Below are 22,541 nucleotides of genomic sequence, written 5' to 3' on the forward strand. Positions count from 1 at the left end.
CAGAAGAGGACGGCATGGCGCTTTTTCCCAATCTACCCATCGTCACCGAGCGGCTGCGGCTGCGTCCCTTCACCCGGGGCGACGTGGACGGGGTATTCGCCTATCGGCGACGCGAGGATGTGGCGCGCTATCTGTTCGACGTGCCACTCAGCCGGGACGACTGCGCCGAGGCTATCCAGCAGCGCATCGGCGAGGTGGCGCTGCAGGCCGAGGGCGACAAGATCGTGCTCGGTGTCGAACTGGCCGACAGCAGCACGCTGATCGGCGAGGTGTCGCTGATCTGGCGCAGCATGGATGCCCGGCAGGGGGAAGTCGGCTGGATCTTTGATCCGGCCTATCACGGCCATGGCTATGCCACCGAGGCTGCCAATGCGCTGCTCGACCTCGGCTTCGGGCCTGGCGACATGCATCGGGTGTCGGCGCGCTGTGATGTGCGCAATGCGGCGTCGTGGCGGCTGATGGCGCGGCTGGGCATGCGGCGGGAGGCGCATTTTCGCGAGCACGCCTTGTTCAAGAGCGAGTGGGACGAGGAGTTCATCTACGCCATGCTGTGGCAGGAGTGGCACGCCCTGCGGCAGGGCAATGGCGCGGCCTAGGGGGCTGCCGGGCCGGGGTCGCGATTGGGCAAGTTATTCGTGCCGAACAAGGAACCGGGCGAATGGCGCCGACGTTATTGGGCTCATAGGGCGGGTATTGCGCCCGTCGTGCGGGGAGCGCAGCGCCATGTCAAAATCGTCTCGTTCATTGCCCATCGAAACCGACCGCCTGGTCCTGCGCTGCTTTGAGCGGCGCGATCTCGAGGCGCTCAGCGATTATCACGTGCTGCCCGCGGTGCAGCGCTATGCCTTTACCCGGACGCGCGATCGCGACCAGGTGGCCGAAGCGCTCAAGGTGATGGCCGGTCATGTCAGCCTGCAGCGCGCCGGCGATACGCTGACCCTGGCGATGATCCGCAAGAGCGACCAGCAGCTGCTCGGCCATGTCTCGCTGCACTGGACCGATTCCACCGCAAGCCAGGGCGAGGTGCGCTTCATCATCAATCCGGTGCATGCCGGCTTCGGCTTTGCCCGCGAAGCGCTGTCGGCGCTGTTCGACCTGGCCTTCGGGCACTTCCACATTCATCGCCTGATGGTGCGGTCGGACGGGCGCAACCATCACTCGATCAAGCTGATGCAGGGCCTGGGCATGCGTCTGGAAGCCCATTATCGCGAGCATGCCCTGTTCCAGGGCGAGTGGGACGAAGAGCTGCATTTTGCCATTCTCGACCGGGAGTGGCAGCAGTCGAGCAAGGTGCGGGAACTGCCGCCGCGCCATCGCGTCGCCTGATTTGCCTCTGAACGGCAAAACACGCTATGTGCGCCCCATCTGAGGGTGGGGCACCATGGCCGGAACGGATTCTTCCATCGCAATCGAGCTGCTGCCAACGCCAGCGGTGATCCTGTGTGAACCCCAATTGGGGGAGAACATCGGCACCGCAGCGCGCGCCATGGCCAATTTCGGGCTGTGGGACCTGCGCCTGGTGCGGCCGCGCGATGGCTGGCCCAATGAAAAGGCCATCGCCACCGCCTCGCGCGCCGACCATGTCATCGAGCAGGTGCGGGTATTCGAAACGCTCGAGGAAGCCATTGCCGACTTGACGCTGGTCTATGCCACCACGGCGCGGCTGCGCGGCATGCAGAAGGACGTCATTGGCCCCGACGAAGCGGCCACGCGGCTGGTGGCCCATATCGGCGGCGGGCAGAAGGCCGGACTGCTGTTCGGCCGGGAAAAGTGGGGCCTGCTCAACGAGGAGGTGGCGCTGGCCGACATGATCGTCACCCTGCCGGTGGAGCCGGCCTTTGCCTCGCTCAACATCGCCCAGGCCGTGCTGATCCTGGCCTATGAGTGGCGGCGACAGTCGGGCCAGGCGGCCAGCCTGCCCTTTGGGAGTCTCTTGCACGAGGTGGCGCCGCGCAGCGAGTTGGTGGGCATGTTCGAGCAGCTTGAAGGTACGCTGGACGAAAGCGGCTTCTTCACCTCGCCGGAAAAGCGGCCCGGCATGATCGACAATCTGCGCACGGCGCTGACGCGCGGCCAGTTCTCCAGCCAGGAAATCCGCACCCTGCGTGGCGTGATCTCCTCGATCGACCGCCGCCACCAGCGCCCCAATCCCAACCGGCAGAAGCCGGCGCCCAAGACGGACGAGTAGGGGAATCGGCATCACTTTGGTCCGGTGCCGCCAAGAAAGCGCGCCGCTGAACGGTTTGCCGACATTCCGCCTTTGACCGCGACATATTGGCATGGCATGGCCAGTTCATGAGCACGCCCCAACCCACCGACAAGTCCCGCCTCGCCTTCAGCTATATCGGCTTTCGCTATTTCTGGCTGACCACGCTTTTGGTCAGCTTTGCCGTGCAGATCATGTCGGTGTCGATCGCCTGGCAGATCTATGACGTGACCGGCAATGTGTTCCTGCTCGGGCTGGTGGGGCTGAGCCTGTTCCTGCCCGCTTTGCTGCTGATGTTGATCACCGGCCTCACGGCCGACCGGTTCAACCGGCGCGGCATCATGGCGATCTGCCTGGGGGTCGAGCTGGCCTGTGCGCTGGGCTTTCTGGCTTTCGTCAATGCGCAGGCGCATGAGGTCTGGCCAATCTTCGGGATTCTGGTCGTGCTGGGCACGGCGCGGGCCTTCTGGGGGCCGGCAGCGCAGTCGCTGGCGCCCAATCTGGTGCCGCCCAATGCGCTGAGCAATGCCATTACCGTCAACGCCTCGGCCTGGCAGTTTGCCTCGATCATGGGGCCGGCCGCCGGCGGCCTGCTCTATGGCCTGGCGCCCACAATCGCCTTTGGCACGGGTGCGGCGCTGCTGCTGGTCGCCATGGTCTGCGTGCTGCTGATCCCCAAGCCCGAGCAGAAAAGCGCCGGGCAGGCCACGAGTCTGGAAACCATCTTTGGCGGCTTCCGCTATATCTTTTCCAACAAAGTGGTGCTGGGTGCCATTTCGCTCGACATGTTTGCCGTGCTGATGGGCGGCGCAGTGGCGCTGCTGCCGGTCTATACCAAGGATATCCTGCATGCCGGGCCGCAGGAACTGGGCCTGCTGCGCGCCGCGCCGGGCATTGGCGCCATTGTCATGGCGCTGGTGCTGACGCGCTTTCCCATTCGCGACCATGCCGGCAAGCTGCTTTTTGTCTTTGTCGCCTGTTTCGGGCTGTTCACGCTGATCTTCGGGCTCTCGACCACCGTCTGGGTCTCCATTCCGGCGCTGGCGCTGGTGGGCGCCTCGGACATGGTGAGCGTGACGATTCGCGAGACCATCATGCAGCTGTGGACCCCAGAAGAGGTGCGCGGCCGCGTCAATGCCGTGAATTCTGTCTTCATCGGGGCCTCCAATGAGCTCGGCGAATTCCGCGCCGGCACGGTGGCACACTTCATCGGCCCGGTGGCGGCGGTGGCCGTGGGCGGGGTTGGGGCCATCGCTGTGGCCATTATCTGGGCGGTGATCTTCCCCGACCTGCGCCGGCAGCGCAATCTCGACAAGAAGATGGTAGCCGATGGGTCGAGCGACCCCGAGGCTGCTTGACGAAAGCGTCGCAATTGCCTAAGACGCGCCCACCTATTGGGACCTTCGGGTCCATAGGCGCACCCGGGATCTCCTGAATATTGGGGTCTGTCGGTCATCCGCAAGGATGGCAGAGGAGGGCGCGATCCATTCAACGTTAAGAAGGATACGCGATGTCGAAGCGTCATTCAGCCAAGTATAAAATCGATCGCCGTCTCGGTGAAAACATCTGGGGCCGTCCAAAGTCCCCGCTCAACGCCCGTGCTTATGGCCCCGGCCAGCATGGTCAGCGCCGCAAGGGCAAGCTGAGCGACTATGGTCTGCAGCTCCGCGCCAAGCAGAAGCTCAAGGGCTATTACGGTTCGGTCACGGAAAAGGCGTTCAAGCGCCTCTACACCGAAGCTGCCCGCGTCAAGGGCGACACCGGCGAGAACCTGATCGGCCTGCTCGAGAGCCGTCTCGACGCCATCGTCTATCGTGCGAAGTTCGTGGCGACCGTGTTTGCGGCCCGCCAGTTCGTCAGCCATGGTCACATCATGATCAATGGCAAGCGCGTCAACATCCCGTCCTACCAGGTTCAGGTTGGCGACAAGATCGAGGTGCGTGATCGCTCCAAGCAGCTGACCGTGCTGCTCGAAGCCGTCCAGCTGGCCGAGCGCGATGTGCCTGACTATGTCGAAGTCGACCACAACAAGATGACGGCAACCTATGTGCGCGTTCCCGCGCTGTCGGATGTGCCTTATCCGGTCCAGATGGAACCGAACCTGGTCGTCGAATTCTACTCGCGCTAGTCGCAGTCGAAATTCAGAATTGAAAAGGGCCGCTCTTCGGAGCGGCCCTTTTTGTTTGCCGAATTGGTCTGGTTTGCTAGACTGGGCCGGTCAGAAAAGGAGAGGTCGGTGCGGTTAGCCCGACCCTGCGGCAACCGTGACGGTCCCGCAGTCCTGGCCTTCGCTCCGGCAATTGAGTCCCATGGCCTTGAACGCCTGTGCATGTCGCCGGGCGATAGAAAGGTCTTGGAAAATGCAACAATCGATGTCTGTCATCACCCTGGCCGTCGCCGATCTGGCCCGCTCGCGCCGCTTCTATGCCGAAGGCTTCGGCTGGGTGCCGGTCTTCGACAATCCGGAAATCATCTTCTATCAGATGAATGGCTTCGTGCTGGGCACCTTCCTCCGCCCAGCGCTGGAGGCCGATATGAACCGCCCCTCACCAGCGGGGCCGGGCGCCTATGCGCTGGCGCATAATGTGGCGGGCAGGGACCAGGTGGAGCCGGTGATGGCGCAATTGCTGGCCGCGGGCGGCACCCTGCTGCGGGCGGCCGATGCGCCCGAACATGGTGGCTATCGCGGCTATGTCGCCGATCCCGATGACCACGCCTGGGAGATTGCCTGGAACCCGTCCTGGCCGATCGATGCAGAAGGCCACGTCACCTTCGCGGTGTGACCAGATAAAGCAGGGCCGCGCCGAGGAGCGGCCCTTATCATTCGACGTCAGAACTGCGCCGGCTGCTGCGGCACGGCATCGCTGGTGGGTGGCGCGGCCATTTCGCGCAAGAAGATGGGGTCGTCATAGTCGTTTGCCGCTATGGCCGTGTCGGGGATGTTGGCCTCGAAAGCCCGCAGGCGCTTGAACACCGAAATCAGCGAGATGATGGTGGTCCATGATGTGGCGAGGAACTTGAATGAATCCTCCACCTGGCCGAAGGCGTTGTTGACCTGCTGGAACAAGCCAAGCGTCATGCTGCCGGCCACAATGGAGGGGCCCATGGCGATCAGCGGCACGAAGTTGGACCCCTGGAGATAGGCATAGCGGGCGATGTTGAAGTAGAGATAGTGGCGGTAGAGCCGGAAGTAATTGTGCTGCATGTTGATGAACAGCTGCCGCACGGTCACCGGCTCGGCGCGGTCGCCATGATCTTCGCCATAGACCAGCTCCTTGCGGAATGCCGCCTCGACGCGCTGGTTCTCGAATTCCAGCCCCGGCAGCTTCCAGCCCACCGCGGCCAGCAGCACGGTGCCGAAGGCCGATGATACCAGCGCCACCCAGACCAGGCTGCCATTGACCGCCCCGAAAAAGGGCAATTCAGTAATATTGTTGGACAGGTCCCAGAGCAGGGGCAGGAACACCACCAGGGTCATCACCGAAGCCACCAGCGAGACGGCCAGGCCCTCGACGATGCTGGCAAAACGCTGGGTATCTTCCTGGATACGCTGGGACGCGCCTTCGATATGACGCAGGTGCTGCCAGTGGCTCTGGTAGAAGAAGGTCATGGCCCGGCGCCAGCGGAACAGGAAATGGGCGATGAAGAAGGCGTTGATGACCAGCACGGTGATATTGGGAATCAGCACATAGGCGACGGTCCAGATTTCGCCGAGGAACTGGTCGAGCGTCACGCTGCCGGGCGTGGTGAGCGCCGACTGGATCAGATTGTAGAACGCGCCATACCAGTCGTTCAGCCAGGCGCTGATCTGGACGTTGAAATAGACGATCTCGATGATGGTGACGCTGCCCACCACGCTCCACCAGTACCAGCGGCGATTGCCGCCGATCCAGTACCAGGGAATGCAGAACAGATAGCCGGCCAGCACCACATATTGGTAGAGCCACACCTTGTCGGATGAAAAGAACGGCTCTGGATTTGCCTCGGTGGGGGCGATCCCCAGCCAGGGGCCCAGGCTGAGCAAGGATTGCAGCTGGCCGCCGACCGTGTACCAGGCAGCCATGGCCACCGCGATCCAACAGAGGGCGGCAGTGAAGAACAGACGGGGATTGGGAAAGAACGAGCGAAACACCGCGAGACTCCTGGGTGTCGTGACGACGGGTCATCTAGCCGTCACATTTGGACTTAAGCAAGCCGCAGAAGTTAAGCTTTGGTAAGGTTGGCACCTGTCGGTTTTGCTTTCCCTCGGGGGCGGGGGGCGTTATCAGCTACGCAACCCACAGAAAGAGAGTTTCGGCATGAGCGAGGTCATGGAGCCAGCACTGGCTGATACCGACGGCGCCGAAAGCGGCTTCCACCCCATCTATGCCCAGGCGCCGGGCAGCGGCGAGTTCAACAAGCTGCGCAAGAGGCTGATCCGGCACACGCGCGAGGCGCTGGACAAGTTCGAGATGGTGCGGCCGGGCGAGAAATGGCTGGTGGCGCTGAGTGGCGGCAAGGACAGCTATTCCATGCTGGCGCTGCTGCTCGACCTCAAATGGCGCGGCCTGCTGCCGGTCGAGCTTCTGGTCTGCAATCTCGACCAGGGGCAGCCCAATTTCCCCAAGCATATCCTGCCTGAATTCCTCACCGGCATCGGGGTGCCGCATCGCATCGAATACAAGGACACCTATTCGATCGTCACCAGCAAGATGCCGGCGGGAGCGACCTATTGCTCGCTATGCAGCCGGCTGCGGCGCGGCAATCTCTATCGCATTGCGCGCGAGGAGGGCTGCACCGCGCTGGTGCTGGGCCATCACCGCGACGACAGCCTCGAAACCTTTTTCATGAACCTGTTCCATGGCGGCAAGCTGGCCGCCATGCCGCCGCGCCTGCTCAATGACGAGGGCGATATCGAGGTGCTGCGGCCGCTGATCTATTGCGGCGAGGAAGACCTGCAGCGCTTCTCGGATGCCATGGGCTTTCCCATCATCCCCTGTGACCTGTGCGGTAGCCAGGACGGGCTCGAGCGCAATGCCATGAAGGCCATGCTCAGCGATATCGAAAAGCGCATGCCCGGTCGCAAGGATGTCATGATCCGTGCGCTAGGCAACATCAATGCCAGCCATATGCTGGATACCAAGCTGTTCGATTTTTCCGCGCTGTTCGACAAAAGGACGCAACCGTGAATTTTGACGTGATGGAACTGGCCGCGATCCTGCGCGATGCGGCCCGGGCCGAGGCCCTGCCGCGCTTCCGCCGGCTCGATGCCTCTATGGTCAGCACCAAGACCGAGGCCATTGACCTAGTCACCGAAGCCGACGTGGCCACTGAAGAGGTGATCAAGGCCGCCATCGCGCAATGGATGCCCGAGGCGCTGTTCGTGGGCGAGGAATCGGTGGCCGCTGATCCGGCTTTGCTGCTGGCTTTGGCCGAGGCCGACTTGGCCGTGGTGGTCGATCCGATCGATGGCACCGCCAATTACGCCGCCGGCCTGCCGCTGTTTGCCACCATGGCTGCGGTGGTGTCCAAGGGCGAGACCATTGCCGGCATCATCTATGACCCGATGGGCGATGACTGGGTGATGGCCGAAAAGGGCGGTGGCGCGTGGCTGCGCCGGCCCAATGGCGAGGCCGTGCGCCTGCAGGTGGCGGCGCCGCTGCCGCTGGCTGAAATGGTGGGCACGTCGTCGGTTGCCTTCATGCCGGCCGGGTCGCGGTCGGCGGTGCTGGCCAATTTCGACAAGCTGCGCATGGTCGCCAACTTTCGCTGCGCCGGGCACGAATACCGCACCTTCGCCTCCGGCCATGGGCAGTTCGCCTGCTACAACAAGCTGATGCCCTGGGACCACCTGGGCGGCACGCTGATCAGCCAGGAGGCCGGCGCCTTTGCCGCCCGGCTCGATGGCCAGCCCTATCTGCCGCACCATGTCGATGGCGGCCTGCTGCTGGCGGTGGACAAGGACAGCTGGGATGAATTGCGGCGGACCGTGTTTACGTTCTGAGACTCGACCCCCACCTAGCCTCCCCCTGAGGGGGAGGGACCGCACAGTGGATTGGTGTGATTGCGCTTCAAACTCGATCTGTCCCTCCCCCTTGTATGTTTGCTTGGAGGCCGTGATTGGCGATGATCGGCCTGGGAGCTTTGGGTTTACCGGGCTCCCGGGCTGGATAGCGTGTGTCCCCCAAGAGCCAGCAAGCTCGCCCCTGAGCAGACGCGTCCGGCCCATCTTGACTGTCTCGAACGGTTGGTTGGGCGACATGCCCGCATACAAGGCAGAGCGATCATGATTTTTTCCCCAGACTATGTTGGTGTCGACGTCTCCAAGAAGCACCTGGATCTGGCCATCACCGGCTCGAGCAGGTTGCGCGTGTCCAATAATCCGGCTGGCATGGCTCGGTTGGTGCAAAAGATCTCCAGCCTGACCCGGCCCCATCTGGTCTGTGAGGCCACCGGCAGCTATACGCGGCTGATGGCCCGCTCGCTCAGCCAGCATGGCATCGCGCTGAGCACGATTAACCCGCGCCGGGTGCGCGATCTGGCTCGGGCCGACGGGCTGCTGGCCAAGACCGATGCGATTGACGCCGCGGCGATCCTGCGCTTCGCTCACCTGATGCACCCAGATCCCGACCCCCTCTACGATCCAAATGCCGTGGAAATGGCCGATCTGGTGCGCCGGCGCCGCCAGATGGTGGATATGCTGGCCATGGAAAAGCAGCGTCGCGAGCACCCTGAAGCTGCGCTGGCGCAAGCCAGCATCGATGCTCATATAGGCTTCTTGAGCAGCCAGATCGGCGAGATGGATCGGGCCATTACCCGCCAGATCGATAGCGATGCGACGCTACGGCGCCGGGCCGAACTACTCACCACCATCCCCGGCATCGGCCAGACTACGGCCGCCGTGCTGCTGGCCGAAATGCCCGAGCTGGGCGGCATCGGCAACAAGCAGGCGGCCGCCTTGGCCGGAGTCGCCCCCTTCAACCGCGATAGTGGTGAGATGCGCGGCCAGGCCCATATCGCCGGCGGACGCCTCTCGGTGCGCTGCGCTCTCTATATGGCCACCCTGTCGGCCATCCGTGCTAACCCGCCCATCCGCGACTTCTACAAAAGGCTGCGCGCCCAGGGCAAACCGGGAAAGCTCGCCATCGTCGCCGCCATGCGCAAACTCATCACGACAGCCAATGCCGTCCTTGCCAACAACACCCCCTGGCACACCAACAACACCCCCTGGCACACCAACACAGCTTGACCGCAAACACGGTTGCTCAGGGGGAGGTCAGGTGGGGGATGCAATCGCCCTTGCCGCCGCCTCGACCGCGCCCGGCCCGTGGGTAATGCCCAGGGCCTGCAGGCCGGCTTCCATACTGGCCAGGACGCCCAGCGTCATATGGGCATTCACATGGCCCATATGGCCGACGCGCAGAAAGTCCTGATAGGCCGGCTCGCTGGGCGCAGCCATGCCCAGGCCAATGCCCAGGGTTACGCCGGCCTCGGCTTCCAGCCAGCGCCGCAGGGCGCCGGCGCCACCATGGGGAATGGTCGCGGCGGTGACGGAGTGGCCGCGGTCGGTCGGGTTGGCCATGTTGAGCGCGATGGCGCTGCCGGCGCCCCAGGCGTCGAAGGCGGCCCAGACGGCGCTGGCCAGGCGCTGGTGGCGGGCCCAGACGGCTTCGAGCCCTTCCTCGTCGAGGATCATGGTCAGCGCCTCCCGCAGGCCATAGAGGTGGTGGGTCGGGGCGGTGCCGCCGAAATATTGCCAGAACTCGGTGCCGGTGCCGCGTGGCTTCCAGTCCCAATAGGGGGTGACGAGGTCGGCGCGGCGGGAAAGCTCCAGCGCCTTGTCGGAAAACCAGACAAAGCCCAGGCCCGGCGGCAGCATCAGCCCCTTCTGGCTGGCGCCGACCACGACATCGATGCCCCAATCGTCCATGCGCAACTCGTCGCAGGCCAGCGAGGCGATGGCGTCGACGGCCAGCAGCGCCGGGTGGCCCGTGCTGTCGATGGCGGCGCGGATGGCGGGCAGGTCATTGCGGGCGCTCGAGGCCGTATCGACATGGGTGACCAGAACGGCCTTGATCTGGTGGGTGGTATCGGCGCGCAGGGCGTCGGCGATACGCTGCGGATCGGCGGGACTGGCCTTGCCGAAGTCGATGATCTCGACGCTGACGCCCTGTCGCGCCAGCCCCTCCGCCCAGCCATGGCCGAAGCGGCCGGTGGCGACCAGCAGGGCGCGATCACCACGCGCGAACATGTTGCAATTGGCCGCCTCCCAGGCGCCATGACCATTGGCGATATAGATGGCGACGTGCTGGCTGGTCTGGGCGACGCGCCTGAGATCGGGAATCAGCGCCCGCGTCATGTCGACGATCTCGCCCTCATAGATATTGGGGGCGCTGCGATGCATGGCGTTGAGCACGCGCTCGGGCGAAACCGAGGGGCCGGGAATGGCGAGATAGGTGCGGCCGGTGGTCATGGATGTGGGGCTCGGAATGGGACAGGCAGGTCAAGCCATCAGACGGGACTCGCCGATCCGGAGCAATAGGCTTGCATGAATGGCAGGCATCAACGCGCTTGATGGGGACGTGCAAAAGCGCCGCCTGTCTGCGGTTGTCACGGGTAATGGGCGGCCTCTGACTCGAGCCAGTGTACAAACTCGGGGAGCCAGGGGCCGCCCATCACGGTATCGGCTTGCTTAGGGGGTCTGGTATCAGGCGGTACCAATGTTGCAGGCCATTCGAGCGTAGCTCTCGTGGCCTTCTTGCTTCAAATCTCTCCACCGGAGAGATTTGTCCGGCTACGCCGGACCAGCGGCGAAGCTGCCAAGCTTCTACCCACGCAGGAGAGCGCCCTCTCCATCCGATCCTCCCCGCCCGACCCTGCGTCGGGGCCGCGTGAATGGCGGGAATGGAGCAAGTATGCGCGCGGTTTTCGGCCCGGGGATAAGTTCGACACGGTAATCTTGCTGCCCGTGCGCCACCGCAATAGGCCTTGCGGACTCAGATAAGTCTGTGCTTATGTGTCGGCATGAGCGACACCGATATCTTCAAAGTGCTGGCCGACCCGACCCGCCGCGCCGTGCTGGAGCGGCTGGCGGTGGCCGAGCTGACGGCCACCGACCTGCGTGCGGGCTTTGCCATCAGCCAGCCGGCGATGAGCCAGCACCTGGCGGTGCTGCGCGAGGCGGGACTGATCGAGGAGCGCCGCGAAGGCCGCTTTGCCCATTACCGCGTGGCGCCGGAAGGACTGGCGCCGCTGCACACCTGGCTGGCGCGCTACAAGGCCTTCTGGCCCGGCCGCATCGACAGCCTCAAGGACCTGCTCAGGGAGATGGATCAATGACCCAGGATGACAGCGCAGTGGTGTTCGAGTGCAGCCTCGATGCACCACCGGAAAAGGTGTGGCGGGCGCTGAGCATCCCCGCCTATCTGGAGCGCTGGCTCAGGCCCGGCGACGACGTCGAGCTCGCAGTCATGGCCGCGCAGGAGAACCGGAGCCTGACCTACCACTGGCGCGAAGCCGGGCAGGGCACAACGGGTGACACCGAAGACAGCGTGGTCACCTTTGAACTCACCCCTACCGCCGAAGGGGGCACCTGGTTCAAACTGACCCACGCTCCGATGGCGGTGCCGGTGGCGGCCAATAGCAATATAGCCAACGCGACCTTGATGGCCGCCTAAAACCTGAATCACTTCAATGCTGAACGGAGGTTCGCCGATGCGCGACATGATGCAACTCGTCCCTATGGTGGTGGAACAGTCGAGCCGGGGCGAGCGGAGTTTCGATATCTATTCGCGGCTGCTGCGCGAGCGGATCATCTTCGTCAATGGCGAGATCGAGGACACTATGGCGGCGCTCGTCTGTGCGCAGCTGCTGTTCCTGGAATCGGAAAATCCGGGCAAGGAAATCTCGCTCTATATCAATTCGCCGGGCGGCGTGGTGACGGCGGCTTTGGCCATGTACGACACCATGCAGTTCATCAAGGCGCCGGTGGGCACGCTGTGCATGGGCATGGCGATGTCGGCAGGCTCGTTCCTGCTGATGGCCGGAGCGCCGGGTAGCCGCATCTGCCTGCCCAATGCCTCGATCATGCTGCACCAGCCGAGCGGCGGCTATCAGGGCAAGGTCACCGACATCATGCTGCATGCCGCCGAGAGCGAGCGGCTCAAGCGCCGCATGCACGGGCTATATGCCAAGCATTGCGGGCGCAGCTATGAAGAAGTGGAGGCAGCGCTGGAACGGGACAATTTCATGACGCCCGAGCAGGCGCGCGACTGGGGCCTGATCGATCATGTCTATCATGACCGGGAAGATATCGGGGCGCCGATGCGCCCCGACGGAGACTAGTGGGCGCTGACGGCAGCCGCTGCGGCGTCGTCGCTGTGGGTGCGGTAGTCACCGACGCCGAACAGCTTGCCCTTTTCGGCGACGAGGATGCAGAGCAGCGCCAGGATGCCCATGGAGAGGTAGCCGGCAGCGACCGGAATGGTGGTGCCGTTGAAGAGCTGGCCGATATAGCCGCCGATCAACGCGCCACCAACGGTCTGGATGAAGCCGAACACGGCCGCAGCCGTGCCGGCCACGGCGCCCAGGGGCTCCATGGACAGCGAGTTCATGTTGGATGCCGACCAGCCAAAGCTGAACATGATGATCGCCAGCAGCGAGAAGAACAGCCAGAGCGGCAGGAAGCCGGTGAGGGCAAAGGCCACCCAGATGGCGCTGAACCCGGTAAAGGTCAGCATGGCGCCATGCGACAGGCGGCGCATGCCGAAGCGACGGACGATCTTGGAATTGGTGAAGGACGACACGCCCATCAGGCCCGCCATGGCCGCGAAGGCGACCGGGAAGTAGACGCCAAGACCATAGATATCGACATAGATCTGCTGGCTGGAGCTGATGAAGCCAAACAGCGCGCCAAACAGAAAGGTGCCGGCCAGGCCATAGGAGAAGGCTACGCGGTTGGTGCAGACGATAACGAAGCCATCGTATACCGACTTGAAGCTGAGCGGGCGGCGCTCGGCCACAGGCAACGTCTCGGGCAGGCGGATGAAGGTCCACAGCCAGAAAGCGCTGGCCAGCAGGCCCATGAAGATGAAGATATTGTGCCAATCGCCGATCAGCAGGATCACCTGGCCGATGCCGGGGGCGATGATCGGGATGGCCATGAACACCATGAAGACCAGCGACATGACCTCGGCCATGGCGCGGCCCTCATACCGGTCACGGATAACGGCCGTCGAAATAACCCGAACACTGGCCGCACCCATGCCCTGGATGACGCGAAGGGCGATCAGGGCGCCGAAGCTGGGGGCAAAAATGGCCGTCAGCGCGGCGACGATATAGATGCCCATGCCGGCCAGCAGCGGGCCGCGGCGGCCGAAACGGTCGGTCAGCGGGCCGAAGGCCAGCTGGGCAACGCCCATGCCGATCATGTAGGCGGAAATGACGAACTGACGCTCGTTCTCGCTGGAGACGCCCAGGGCTTCGCCCATATAGGGCAGAGCGGGGAGCATGACGTCGATGGCCAAAGCATTGAGGGCCATCAATGCCGCCATCAGGGCAATGAATTCGGGGCGCGAGAGAACCCGCGTATAATGGTCAGACATGGAAGATTCTCAGGAAAAAGCCGCCGCAGAAACGCAGGCGCTGGAATGAGCGCAAACAATGAACCCCTCGACCTGCTTTGGCAAGGCTATATCGGCATTAAACGATGGATGGGCGACAGGCGCCGGCTCAGGCCGGTTTGAGCACCAAAGGCGGCGCGGCGCGCTCGTTGATGGGCAGGTGCAGTGCCGCCGAGGCGAGGCCCAGCAGGATGCCCAGATACCAGACCAGGCTATAGGAGCCGGTCAGGTCAAAGACATAGCCGCCCAGCCAGACCCCGACAAAGGAGCCGAGCTGGTGGCTGAAAAAGGCGATGCCATAGAGCATGCCGAGATAGCGGGCGCCAAAGAACAGGCCGACGAGGCCGGCGGTCAGCGGCACGGTGGAGAGCCAGAGCACGCCCATGGCGGCGGCGAAGGTATAGGCGGTGAGTTCGCTCACCGGGAAGATCAGGAAGAGCCCGATGGCGACGGCGCGCGAGAAATAGATGGTGGCCAGCAGCAGCTGCTTGGGAAGGCGCCCGCCGAGATAGCCGGCCAGCAGCGAGCCGACGATATTGAAGAGGCCAATGACGGCAATGGCCCAGCTGCCGACCGCGGGGGACAGCCCGCACTGCACCAGGTAGGCGGGCATGTGCACATTGATGAAGGCGAGGTGGAAGCCGCAGACGAAAAAGCCGATGACCAGCAGGCGATAGGAGCCATGGCCCCAGGCCTGGGCCAGGGTCTGCATGAAAGGCAGGTCGGCCTGGCCGGTGGGATTTTCGGTGCGGCCGCGCAGGGCATAACTGAGCGGGATGATCAGCAGCAGCGCCATGGCCAGATAGAGCAGGGCCGATTGCCAGCCAAAGGCGTTGATGAAGCCCTGGCTGATCGGGGCGAAGGCAAACTGGCCGAAGGATGAGGCCGCGGTGGCGACGCCGAAGATCATCGAGCGCTTCTCGACCGGCACGGCGCGACCGAAGGCCGCCATGACCACGCTGAACGAGCAGATGGCAATGCCGGTGCCGGTGACCACGCCGGCGGTGAGGGTCATGATGCCGGCGTCAGGCGAAAAGGCCATGCCGAGCACGCCCAGCGCATAGATGGCAGCGCCGAGAGCAATGGTGCGGGCGGTGCCGACGCGGTCGGCATAGGCGCCGGCAAAGGGCTGGGCCACGCCCCAGGCCAGGTTCTGGATGGCCATGGCCATGCCCCAGCCTTCACGAGACAGACCCAGATCGGCCGTCATCGGCAGGGTGAAGAGGCCGAAGCTGGTGCGCACCCCATTGCCGATGGCAGCGATGATGCAGCCGGCGATGATCAGCACCAGGAGCGGCACGGCGGGGCGCAAAGCGGAGGCGGTCATGACGCTTGTCTCGGAGGGAGTCGCTTCCTGTTTACGCCGCTGTCGCGGGCTGGCAAAGCGACAAAGTAGAATGCGAGCCATCAATGCCGGTGATGGTGTTGTCCGGACAAACAAAAGCGCCGGACCCAGGGTCCGGCGCCAAAGCATTGAAAAGGTAGGGTAATCAGGCGGTCTGCTTGACCGCGATACCGGCGGCTTCCATCTGGGCCTGCAGTTCGCCGGCCTGGAACATTTCGCGCACGATGTCAGCGCCGCCGATGAATTCACCCTTCACATAGAGCTGGGGAATGGTCGGCCAGTTGCTATAGGTCTTGATGCCGTCGCGCAGTTCGGCGCTTTCGAGCACATTGGCACTGCCATAGTCGACGCCGAGATAGCCCAGGATCTGGACGACCTGGCCGGAAAAGCCGCATTGCGGAAAGTCCGGCGAGCCCTTCATGAACAGGAAGACGTCGTTGTTCTTCACCTTGTCGTCGATGAAAGCGTTGATGTCGGTCATGGGTGAAACCTTTCGATGGCCGGGGCTGCCCGGGAACTGTTGGCACATAAATAGGAGCTTGGTGTGGCGCTGTCGAGGGGTGCATCGGCGATCGCCGATAAACGGCTGCCGCCCTTTGGTCAGCAGCCCGAACGCAGGATGGCTATTCAGAGTCGCTGGGCGATCCAGGGATGGCTGGTGGCATCGTCGATCGTGTTGAAGAGCACCGCTTCCCAGCCGGCGCGGCGGGCGCCGTCGATGACTCTTGGCGTGTCGTCGAAGAACAAGGGCGGTTCGGACTGCGGGCCGATGCGCTGCTCGACGAAATCGAAGAAGCCCTTTTCCGGTTTTCTGACGCCCGCACGGGCGGAATAGAAGATATCCTCGAACAGTTCGCCAAGGCCAAGGTTATGCCACAGCCACTGCGCGCGGCTATGGTCCTGGTTGGTCGCGATATAGAGCTTGAGGTCCGACCGTGCCTTCAACTGGCGCACGATTGCGAGCAGGTCAGTGTTGAGCACGGAGTCATGCGACAGCCAGTAGTGCAGGAAGGTCATGGACGAGCCGTGGTAGCCCAGGCCGGGCAGGCGTCGGTCGAGAGCGTCGATGATGGCCATGTCGCCCACCACGACCTTCTTGATAAAAATGTCGAAGATGAACTCGTTGGTGAACCGCTCTGGATCCACGCCCAGATCGGCCAGCAGGTTCTCGTTCCAGCGCCGCGTCAGTTCAGGCCGCGCGTGATAGCCATGGACCAGGACGCCATCGACGTCGAAGATGAGGGCGCGGGTCATCTGGCGAGAGCCATCAGCGCTTCTCGATTGCGCCAAGCCCGGCAAGGACTTGCGGCGGGATGCTCAGGGCCTGAATCACGTCATTGTGCTTGCGGAAGCCGATCAGTTCGCGCTGGACGAAATAGGCCCAGACGGCGTTGCGGGCCTGGGTGAGGCTGGCGGGATCGTCCGGCGTGGTGGTCAAGGCGGCGAGGGCCGCGATGACCTTGTGCTCGGCGGCGCCGAGCGAGGAGGCGCGTTCGGCCATGATTTCGTGGTCGAGGGCGGTGGTGCCGGCCTCGGGCTTGACCATGCGGATCAGATCGAGTGATTCCCGCAGTGACACCGACCTTAGTCCGGCACGACGGTCTGCAGGGCCAAGGCGTGCAGAGCGCCGCCCATGTCGGGCTGCAGGGCGGCATAGACCAGCTGGTGCTGCTGCACGCGTGACTTGCCGCGGAACTGCTCGGAAATTACGGTGGCGGCCCAGTGGTCACCATCGCCGGCCAGATCGCGGATCTCGATATTGGCGTCGGGAATGGCGGCCTTGATGCGACGCTCGATCTCGGTGGCTTCCATCGGCATGGCTCAACTCCTTGTCGCAATCGGCAGGTGCCGGTTGCGTCCTGATATGGCATGCGAATGGCGCCCCTTCAATAAGCGATGGACTATTGGGCGGGCGGGAGCGGCTCGGCCTCGGCGCTGGTGGAGAAGTTGGCGATGATGAAATCGACGATCGGCCGGGCCTGCTCGGCCTGGGTGGTATCGAAGAAGCAATCGAGGGTGTAGCCGAGGCCGTTGGCGACGGTTTCGGTGTGCACGATGGTCAGCGGCATGCCCATGGGCGAGTCGGTGCTGGTGCCCTCGTAGATCAGTGCCGGATCGCTCTGATAGGCGGTGGTGCCCTTGGTGCCCAGAGTGAAGCCGGGAAAGGTTTCGCGCCAGCCGGCCTCGACGTCGGCATCGACCAGCGAGGCCAGGGCGCTTTGCGGCGTCCAGTCGGTTTCTTCCACGGGCACATAGGTCATGCTGCATTGCAGGGGCGCGCTGGCGTGGTTGATGACCAGGGGCCGGTCCACGCCGCCCGAGGCCTGCATGGTGTCGGGATAGATCAGTGTGAAGGGCTGATCGGGCAGGGCGGAGCGCGTCACCGTGATCGACTGCGCCAGGACGGCACCCGGCGCCAGGACCAGCGACAGAAGGAACAGGGAGCCTAAAACCGGCCGAATAGTCATTGTCGTCTCCAGAAAATGCGATCGCCGCCCTTGAGGTCCCAAAGCACCCCAAAGAGCGGCGATCATAAGGCGAAAATTAGATCAGGCGGCGGCGCCGTCCATGTAGCTGGGGAACCAGCCGTCATGGGCTGCCTTGAGCGCGGCAACCGGAACGGGCCGGGCGGCGCCCAATACCAGATCAGCGCCACCGGTGGTGCCGATCCAAGGGCAGAAGACGCCCCGTTTCTTGGCATCTTCCCACAGCGCCAGCATGGCATCGCCCTGCGGGTCGAGGTTGAGGGTGACGAGGTAGCGGCCTTGGTCCTCGCCGAAATATTGCAGGACGGGGTCCTGACCTTCGAGATCAACAATCTGTGCGCCGATGCCACCGGCAATGGCCATTTCGGCCAGGGCCACGCCCAGGCCACCATCGGAGAGATCGTGGCAGGCGGTGACAATGCCCGAGCGGATCAGCTGGCGGACGAAATCGCCGGTGCGGCGCTCGTGGGGGAGCTCGACATGTGGGGCCGAGCCATCACGACGGTTGAACAGGTCGCGCAGATAGATGGACTGACCCAGATGGGTGCCGCGCAGATCGGGGGCGCCGACCAGCAGGATGGGCTGGTTCTCGGCGGCAAAGGCAATCGAGGCCATGCCGGTCCAGTCGGGCAGCAGGCCGACGCCGCCAATGGTGGGGGTGGGCAGGATGCCCTGGCCATTGGTCTCGTTGTAGAGGCTGACATTGCCCGAGACGATGGGAAAATCGAGCGCCAGGCAGGCTTCGCCGATGCCCTTGATGGCATGAACCAGCTGGCTCATGATTTCGGGGCGTTCGGGATTGCCGAAATTGAGGTTGTCGGTGGCGGCCAGCGGCTCGGCGCCGGTTGCCGTCAGGTTGCGCCAAGCTTCGGCGACGGCCTGCTTGCCGCCCTCATAGGGGTCGGCCTGGCAGTAGCGCGGGTTGACGTCGGAGGTGAAGGCGAGGCCCTTGGTGGGGTGGCCATCGACGCGGATGACGCCGGCATCGCCGCCGGGGCGCTGCACGGAATTGCCCTGGATCAGCGTATCATATTGCTCATAGACCCAGCGCCGCGAGGCGATCTGGTGGCCGCCCATCAGCTTGAGCAGGGCGTCGGCCACATCCATCTGCGGGACGTCGCCGGCAGCCAGCGCCGGCAGCGGCGCAGCAGGGGTCCACGGACGGTCATATTCGGGGGCTTCGTCACCCAGTTCCTTGATCGGCAGGTTGGCGACCTCGTCGCCCTGCCACAACACGCGGAAGCGCAGGTCGTCGGTGGTCTTGCCGACGGTGGCGAAATCGAGCTCCCACTTGACGAAGACGGCCCGGGCCACGGCTTCCTTTTCGGGATGCAGCACCATGAGCATGCGCTCCTGGGATTCGCTCAGCATCATCTCGTAGGGGGTCATGTTGGTTTCGCGGACCGGCACCATGTCGAGGTTGAGCTCTATGCCGAGATCGCCCTTGGCACCCATTTCGACGGCCGAACAGGTGAGGCCCGCCGCGCCCATGTCCTGGATGGCGATGACGGCGCCAGTGGCCATCAGTTCAAGGCAGGCTTCGAGCAGGCGCTTTTCGGTGAAGGGGTCGCCGACCTGCACGGTGGGGCGCTTCTCATCTATGTCGTCGCCGAATTCGGCCGAGGCCATGGTGGCGCCGCCGACGCCGTCGCGGCCGGTCTTGGCGCCGAGATAGACCACCGGCAGGCCGACACCCTTGGCTTCGGAGAGAAAGATCTTGTCGGTATCGGCCAGGCCGGCAGCAAAGGCGTTGACCAGGATATTGCCGTTATAGCTGGCGTCGAATTCGACTTCGCCACCCACGGTGGGGACGCCAAAGGCATTGGCATAGCCGCCGATGCCGGCGACGACGCCGGAGACCAGATGGCGGGTCTTTTCATGGTCGGGCGCGCCAAAGCGCAGCGCGTTCATCGCTGCGACGGGGCGGGCGCCCATGGTGAAGACGTCGCGCAGAATGCCGCCCATGCCGGTACCGGCGCCCTGATAGGGTTCGATGAAGCTGGGGTGGTTGTGCGATTCCATCTTGAAGACGATGGCCTGGCCATCGCCGATATCGACCACGCCGGCATTCTCGCCGGGGCCCTGGATGACGCGCGGCCCGGTGGTGGGCAGGGTCTTGAGCCACTTCTTGGACGACTTGTAGGAACAGTGCTCGTTCCACATGGCCGAGAAAATGCCCAGCTCGGTATAGGTGGGTACCCGCCCGATCAGATCGAGAATCTTCTGGTACTCGTCGGGCTTGAGGCCGTGGTCGGCGACGAGTTCAGGGGTAATCACGATATCATTGGGAATGGTCATCAAGCAGGGTTTCCATAGGGTGGCTCTGGAAAATATTCCATGTGTTCCTGGGTAGCGCGGCCCAGATCTGCACCGAACAGGTGGCCGACGAGCCAGAGCGACATGTCGATGCCGGCCGAGATGCCGGCGCTGGTGACGAGGTTGCCGTCGTGCACATAGCGCTGGTCGAGAATGTAGGTATGCGGCGCGTGGGCGCGCAGGAAATCAAGTGCGCCCCGGTTCGTAGTGGCGCGGCGGCCTTCGAGGAAGCCGGCGCGGGCCAGCAGAGCCGAGCCGGTGCAGACCGAGGTCTGCCAGGTGGCCGAGGCCAGGTATTCGCGCAATTGCGCATTGAATTCATCGTCCTGCGCCAAAGCGCGGGTGCCGCGGCCGCCGGGCACCAGCACCAGATCGGCGGGGGGCTTGTCGGCGAAGGCATAGTCGGCATTGACCCTGAGGCCGCGGGCGCAGGTGATGGCGGTGTCGCGCCAGCCCACTGTCACGACTTCAAGGGGCGCGCCCAAGACCTTGGCGACCGAGAAGACTTCCCAGGGGCCGACGAAATCGAGTTCCTCGACGCCCTCGAAGAGCAGGATGGAAATTCTGGCGGGATTGTCGGCACTATGCATGGTCAGGCCTCCAGATTTTCGTTACCGCGCCGACCCCTGGCCGGCTGCGGTACATCAGCTCAGGCCGCGACGCCCAGAAGCCCGGAAAACAGGGCCCGGCCATCGGTGCCGCCATGGGCCGCCTCGATGAGGTTTTCCGGATGCGGCATCAGGCCGAGCACGTTCTTGCGGGTATTGAGAATGCCGGCAATGTCGCGCAGCGAGCCGTTCGGGTTGGTGCCTTCGGCATAACGGAACGCGATCTGGCCTTCACCGGACAGTCGATCAAGTGTCGCCTCGTCGGCAAAATAGTTACCGTCATGATGCGCCACAGGGCAGCGGATGATCTGGCCCTGTGTGTAGCCCCGGGTAAAATCGGTATCGGCGTTGGTGACCTCGAGCTTGACCTCGCGGCAGACGAATTTGAGCGAGGTATTGCGCATCAGCGCGCCGGGCAGCATGCCGGCCTCGATCAGGATCTGGAAGCCGTTGCAGACGCCGAGCACCTTGACGCCGGCATCGGCCCGTTCGCGGACGCGATCCATGATGGGCGAGCGTGCGGCGATGGCGCCGCAGCGCAGATAGTCACCATAGGAAAAGCCGCCGGGGATGACGATGAGATCGACATCGGGCAGTTCGGTATCCTGGTGCCAGACCACGGCCGGGGCGGTGCCCGACACCTTGGTCAGGGCCGCAATCATGTCACGGTCGCGATTGAGTCCAGGGAAGACGATGACGGCGGATTTCATCGGCTATTCCTCGCTATGTCAGGCGTTGCGAGGCTCTTTTGGTGAGTCTTGGCGCAAAAGGCAAGGGCCCAAACGCGCTATCCCGGCCCCGATATCGCCATGGCCGGGCGGCGGTTACTCGGCCGGGCTGGTCGAGAGCCGTTCGGCAGGGCGGCCTGTGCCCGGCAGGTGGGCCCAGCCGGGCCGCTCGAAGAGGAATTTGCCCAAGCCGGTGCGCTCCACCAGCCAGTACAGCACCAGCGGCGCAATGATGGCGATGGCCATGGTGAGCAAGGTGAGCAGGGTCGGCTCGAGCAGGCCCAGCTTGATCAACAGGGTACGCGCCACGCCCATGGGCAGGACAAAGGCAACGTAGACGATCAGCGACTTGCTGCCCAGCCAGCGCAGCCAATCCATGGCGGGCAGGCGGGTCAGTAGCGCGGCGATGGTGCAGAGGGCAGCGGTGCCGGCCAGCGCCAGCACAAGGTGAATACCGGGCAGGCCGGCCGGTCCCATGACCGGATGGACCGGGTGCATGGCAAAGCCGGGGGAGAAAACCAGAGCGGCGTTGATGATGGCCCAGATCAGCAGCCCGACCAGGGCCAGGGGCACGCTGTCCATCGCCCAGGCCGCCAAGCGGAAGAGCTGGGGCGCCAGGACATAGCCGGCATAGAAGAAGATGAAATAGGCGGCGACCTGGTCGACGGCATAAAGCCCGCTTTCGATGGGGAGCATCTGCAGCAGCGCGCCGGCGGCAAAGACGGCCCAGACGGGCAGGCGCAGGCTGTGCAGCGCCTTGGTTGCCGCGCCCACCATGGCCAGCAGATAGATGAACCAGAGCACGCCATAGGGTTGGATCAGGGCCCAGGCCAGCTGTTCTGCAGCGCCGAGCGGATTGGTATCGAGCAGGCCGACCTTGAAGACGATGTGGATGACGGCCCAAAGCGCGTAGAAATAGAGATAGTGCACGACACGCCGGTCGGCAAAGCTGCGCCAGGGGCGGGTGATGACCTGGGACAGGAAGAGCCCGGAGAGCAGGAAGAATTCGGGCATGCGGAAGGGGGTGGCAAAGGCAATGGCCCAGTGGAAGGCGCCGACCCCGCCGGTATCCTCGCCGACGCTGGCGGCGGCGTACATCATGACCACCAGAAAGATCGACAGGCCCTTGGCCATGTCCACCCAATCAAGACGCTGTTGTGCTGCCGACATCGATCCCGCTCCGCCTGTGTGCCGCGAGCATAGCGGCAGGGGCGGTGCCAGCGGGTAAACAGCGGGTGCATGGGGCGGGATA

25 protein-coding genes are annotated in these 22,541 nt (G+C 64.0%); 12 read left to right on the forward strand and 13 right to left on the reverse strand.

The annotated features are described in order from the left end of the window. Window positions 1-14 precede the first annotated feature (14 nt). The 6 genes from GDR53_RS15535 to GDR53_RS15560 all read left to right on the forward strand — a co-directional run bounded on the left by GDR53_RS15535 (window position 15) and on the right by GDR53_RS15560 (window position 4,989). Window positions 15-596 (forward strand): GNAT family N-acetyltransferase, encoded by a 582-nt coding sequence (locus GDR53_RS15535; protein WP_193335363.1) that lies wholly within the window; start codon window positions 15-17, stop codon window positions 594-596. A gap of 127 nt (window positions 597-723) precedes the next feature. After that, a complete protein-coding gene (locus GDR53_RS15540; protein ID WP_193335364.1) occupies window positions 724-1,326 on the forward strand; it encodes a GNAT family N-acetyltransferase in 603 nt (200 codons plus the stop codon). Between the two features lie 55 nt (window positions 1,327-1,381). After that, the gene (locus tag GDR53_RS15545) at window positions 1,382-2,188 is read left to right on the forward strand and encodes an RNA methyltransferase (RefSeq protein ID WP_193335365.1); all 807 of its coding nucleotides are present in this window, start codon (window positions 1,382-1,384) and stop codon (window positions 2,186-2,188) included. Between the two features lie 107 nt (window positions 2,189-2,295). Then, entirely contained in the window at window positions 2,296-3,564 is a 1,269-nt protein-coding gene (locus tag GDR53_RS15550; protein WP_193335366.1) for an MFS transporter, read from the forward strand. 152 nt (window positions 3,565-3,716) lie between these two features. Next, window positions 3,717-4,334 carry a 30S ribosomal protein S4 gene (gene rpsD / locus GDR53_RS15555; protein WP_193335367.1) on the forward strand — a complete coding sequence of 206 codons (618 nt, stop codon included), beginning with the start codon at window positions 3,717-3,719 and terminating at the stop codon, window positions 4,332-4,334. Between the two features lie 232 nt (window positions 4,335-4,566). Continuing rightward, window positions 4,567-4,989: a VOC family protein gene (locus GDR53_RS15560; protein WP_193335368.1), complete on the forward strand. Its 423-nt coding sequence runs from the start codon at window positions 4,567-4,569 to the stop codon at window positions 4,987-4,989. 47 nt (window positions 4,990-5,036) lie between these two features. On the opposite strand, the gene sbmA is transcribed toward GDR53_RS15560, so the two are convergent. Then, the gene (gene sbmA, locus GDR53_RS15565) at window positions 5,037-6,338 is read right to left on the reverse strand and encodes a peptide antibiotic transporter SbmA (RefSeq protein ID WP_193335369.1); all 1,302 of its coding nucleotides are present in this window, start codon (window positions 6,336-6,338) and stop codon (window positions 5,037-5,039) included. A 166-nt stretch (window positions 6,339-6,504) separates the two neighbouring features. Between sbmA and ttcA the strand changes: the two genes are divergently transcribed. The 3 genes from ttcA to GDR53_RS15580 all read left to right on the forward strand — a co-directional run bounded on the left by ttcA (window position 6,505) and on the right by GDR53_RS15580 (window position 9,434). Beyond that, window positions 6,505-7,374: a tRNA 2-thiocytidine(32) synthetase TtcA gene (gene ttcA, locus GDR53_RS15570; RefSeq protein ID WP_193335370.1), complete on the forward strand. Its 870-nt coding sequence runs from the start codon at window positions 6,505-6,507 to the stop codon at window positions 7,372-7,374. An 11-nt stretch (window positions 7,375-7,385) separates the two neighbouring features. Beyond that, window positions 7,386-8,189, forward strand: a complete 804-nt coding sequence (locus GDR53_RS15575; protein WP_193338124.1) for an inositol monophosphatase family protein — start codon at window positions 7,386-7,388, stop codon at window positions 8,187-8,189. A 282-nt stretch (window positions 8,190-8,471) separates the two neighbouring features. After that, the gene (locus GDR53_RS15580; RefSeq protein ID WP_193335061.1) at window positions 8,472-9,434 is read left to right on the forward strand and encodes an IS110 family RNA-guided transposase; all 963 of its coding nucleotides are present in this window, start codon (window positions 8,472-8,474) and stop codon (window positions 9,432-9,434) included. A 27-nt stretch (window positions 9,435-9,461) separates the two neighbouring features. Here the strand turns inward: GDR53_RS15580 and GDR53_RS15585 are convergent, their stop codons facing one another. Further along, the gene (locus GDR53_RS15585; RefSeq protein ID WP_193335371.1) at window positions 9,462-10,658 is read right to left on the reverse strand and encodes a pyridoxal-phosphate-dependent aminotransferase family protein; all 1,197 of its coding nucleotides are present in this window, start codon (window positions 10,656-10,658) and stop codon (window positions 9,462-9,464) included. A gap of 551 nt (window positions 10,659-11,209) precedes the next feature. Between GDR53_RS15585 and GDR53_RS15590 the strand changes: the two genes are divergently transcribed. The 3 genes from GDR53_RS15590 to GDR53_RS15600 are packed head-to-tail and all read left to right on the forward strand — an operon-like array spanning window position 11,210 to window position 12,529. Continuing rightward, on the forward strand, window positions 11,210-11,524 hold the full coding sequence (locus GDR53_RS15590) for an ArsR/SmtB family transcription factor (RefSeq protein ID WP_193335372.1): 315 nt from the start codon (window positions 11,210-11,212) through the stop codon (window positions 11,522-11,524). Beyond that, window positions 11,521-11,862, forward strand: coding sequence for an SRPBCC domain-containing protein (locus GDR53_RS15595; RefSeq protein ID WP_193335373.1), 342 nt, complete (start codon window positions 11,521-11,523; stop codon window positions 11,860-11,862). The genes GDR53_RS15590 and GDR53_RS15595 overlap by 4 nt, the downstream gene beginning before the upstream one ends. 37 nt (window positions 11,863-11,899) lie before the next feature. Then, a complete protein-coding gene (locus GDR53_RS15600) occupies window positions 11,900-12,529 on the forward strand; it encodes an ATP-dependent Clp protease proteolytic subunit (RefSeq protein WP_193335374.1) in 630 nt (209 codons plus the stop codon). Here GDR53_RS15600 and GDR53_RS15605 read toward each other — a convergent pair. The 11 genes from GDR53_RS15605 to GDR53_RS15655 form a co-directional block, all read right to left on the reverse strand. Continuing rightward, window positions 12,526-13,788 carry a multidrug effflux MFS transporter gene (locus tag GDR53_RS15605; RefSeq protein ID WP_193335375.1) on the reverse strand — a complete coding sequence of 421 codons (1,263 nt, stop codon included), beginning with the start codon at window positions 13,786-13,788 and terminating at the stop codon, window positions 12,526-12,528. The genes GDR53_RS15600 and GDR53_RS15605 overlap by 4 nt on opposite strands. Window positions 13,789-13,915: 127 nt before the next feature. Continuing rightward, window positions 13,916-15,133, reverse strand: a complete 1,218-nt coding sequence (locus GDR53_RS15610) for an MFS transporter (RefSeq protein WP_193335376.1) — start codon at window positions 15,131-15,133, stop codon at window positions 13,916-13,918. A 163-nt stretch (window positions 15,134-15,296) separates the two neighbouring features. Next, window positions 15,297-15,632 carry a Grx4 family monothiol glutaredoxin gene (grxD, locus tag GDR53_RS15615; RefSeq protein WP_193335377.1) on the reverse strand — a complete coding sequence of 112 codons (336 nt, stop codon included), beginning with the start codon at window positions 15,630-15,632 and terminating at the stop codon, window positions 15,297-15,299. 146 nt (window positions 15,633-15,778) lie between these two features. Continuing rightward, window positions 15,779-16,405: an HAD family hydrolase gene (locus tag GDR53_RS15620; RefSeq protein WP_193335378.1), complete on the reverse strand. Its 627-nt coding sequence runs from the start codon at window positions 16,403-16,405 to the stop codon at window positions 15,779-15,781. A 13-nt stretch (window positions 16,406-16,418) separates the two neighbouring features. Beyond that, the gene (locus GDR53_RS15625; protein WP_232846643.1) at window positions 16,419-16,730 is read right to left on the reverse strand and encodes a DUF6665 family protein; all 312 of its coding nucleotides are present in this window, start codon (window positions 16,728-16,730) and stop codon (window positions 16,419-16,421) included. 5 nt (window positions 16,731-16,735) lie between these two features. Further along, a complete protein-coding gene (locus GDR53_RS15630; RefSeq protein WP_193335379.1) occupies window positions 16,736-16,969 on the reverse strand; it encodes a BolA family protein in 234 nt (77 codons plus the stop codon). A gap of 83 nt (window positions 16,970-17,052) precedes the next feature. Further along, window positions 17,053-17,619: a hypothetical protein gene (locus GDR53_RS15635; RefSeq protein WP_193335380.1), complete on the reverse strand. Its 567-nt coding sequence runs from the start codon at window positions 17,617-17,619 to the stop codon at window positions 17,053-17,055. A gap of 81 nt (window positions 17,620-17,700) precedes the next feature. Then, on the reverse strand, window positions 17,701-19,935 hold the full coding sequence (gene purL, locus GDR53_RS15640; protein ID WP_193335381.1) for a phosphoribosylformylglycinamidine synthase subunit PurL: 2,235 nt from the start codon (window positions 19,933-19,935) through the stop codon (window positions 17,701-17,703). Next, on the reverse strand, window positions 19,935-20,543 hold the full coding sequence (locus tag GDR53_RS15645; RefSeq protein ID WP_193335382.1) for a DJ-1/PfpI family protein: 609 nt from the start codon (window positions 20,541-20,543) through the stop codon (window positions 19,935-19,937). The genes purL and GDR53_RS15645 overlap by 1 nt, the downstream gene beginning before the upstream one ends. Window positions 20,544-20,602: 59 nt before the next feature. Beyond that, a complete protein-coding gene (gene purQ / locus GDR53_RS15650) occupies window positions 20,603-21,271 on the reverse strand; it encodes a phosphoribosylformylglycinamidine synthase subunit PurQ (protein ID WP_193335383.1) in 669 nt (222 codons plus the stop codon). Between the two features lie 114 nt (window positions 21,272-21,385). Next, window positions 21,386-22,459, reverse strand: a complete 1,074-nt coding sequence (locus GDR53_RS15655; RefSeq protein ID WP_193335384.1) for an acyltransferase family protein — start codon at window positions 22,457-22,459, stop codon at window positions 21,386-21,388. Between the last annotated feature and the right edge of the window lie 82 nt (window positions 22,460-22,541).

This window comes from Devosia beringensis (assembly GCF_014926585.1).
Taxonomy (GTDB): Bacteria; Pseudomonadota; Alphaproteobacteria; order Rhizobiales; family Devosiaceae; genus Devosia; species Devosia beringensis.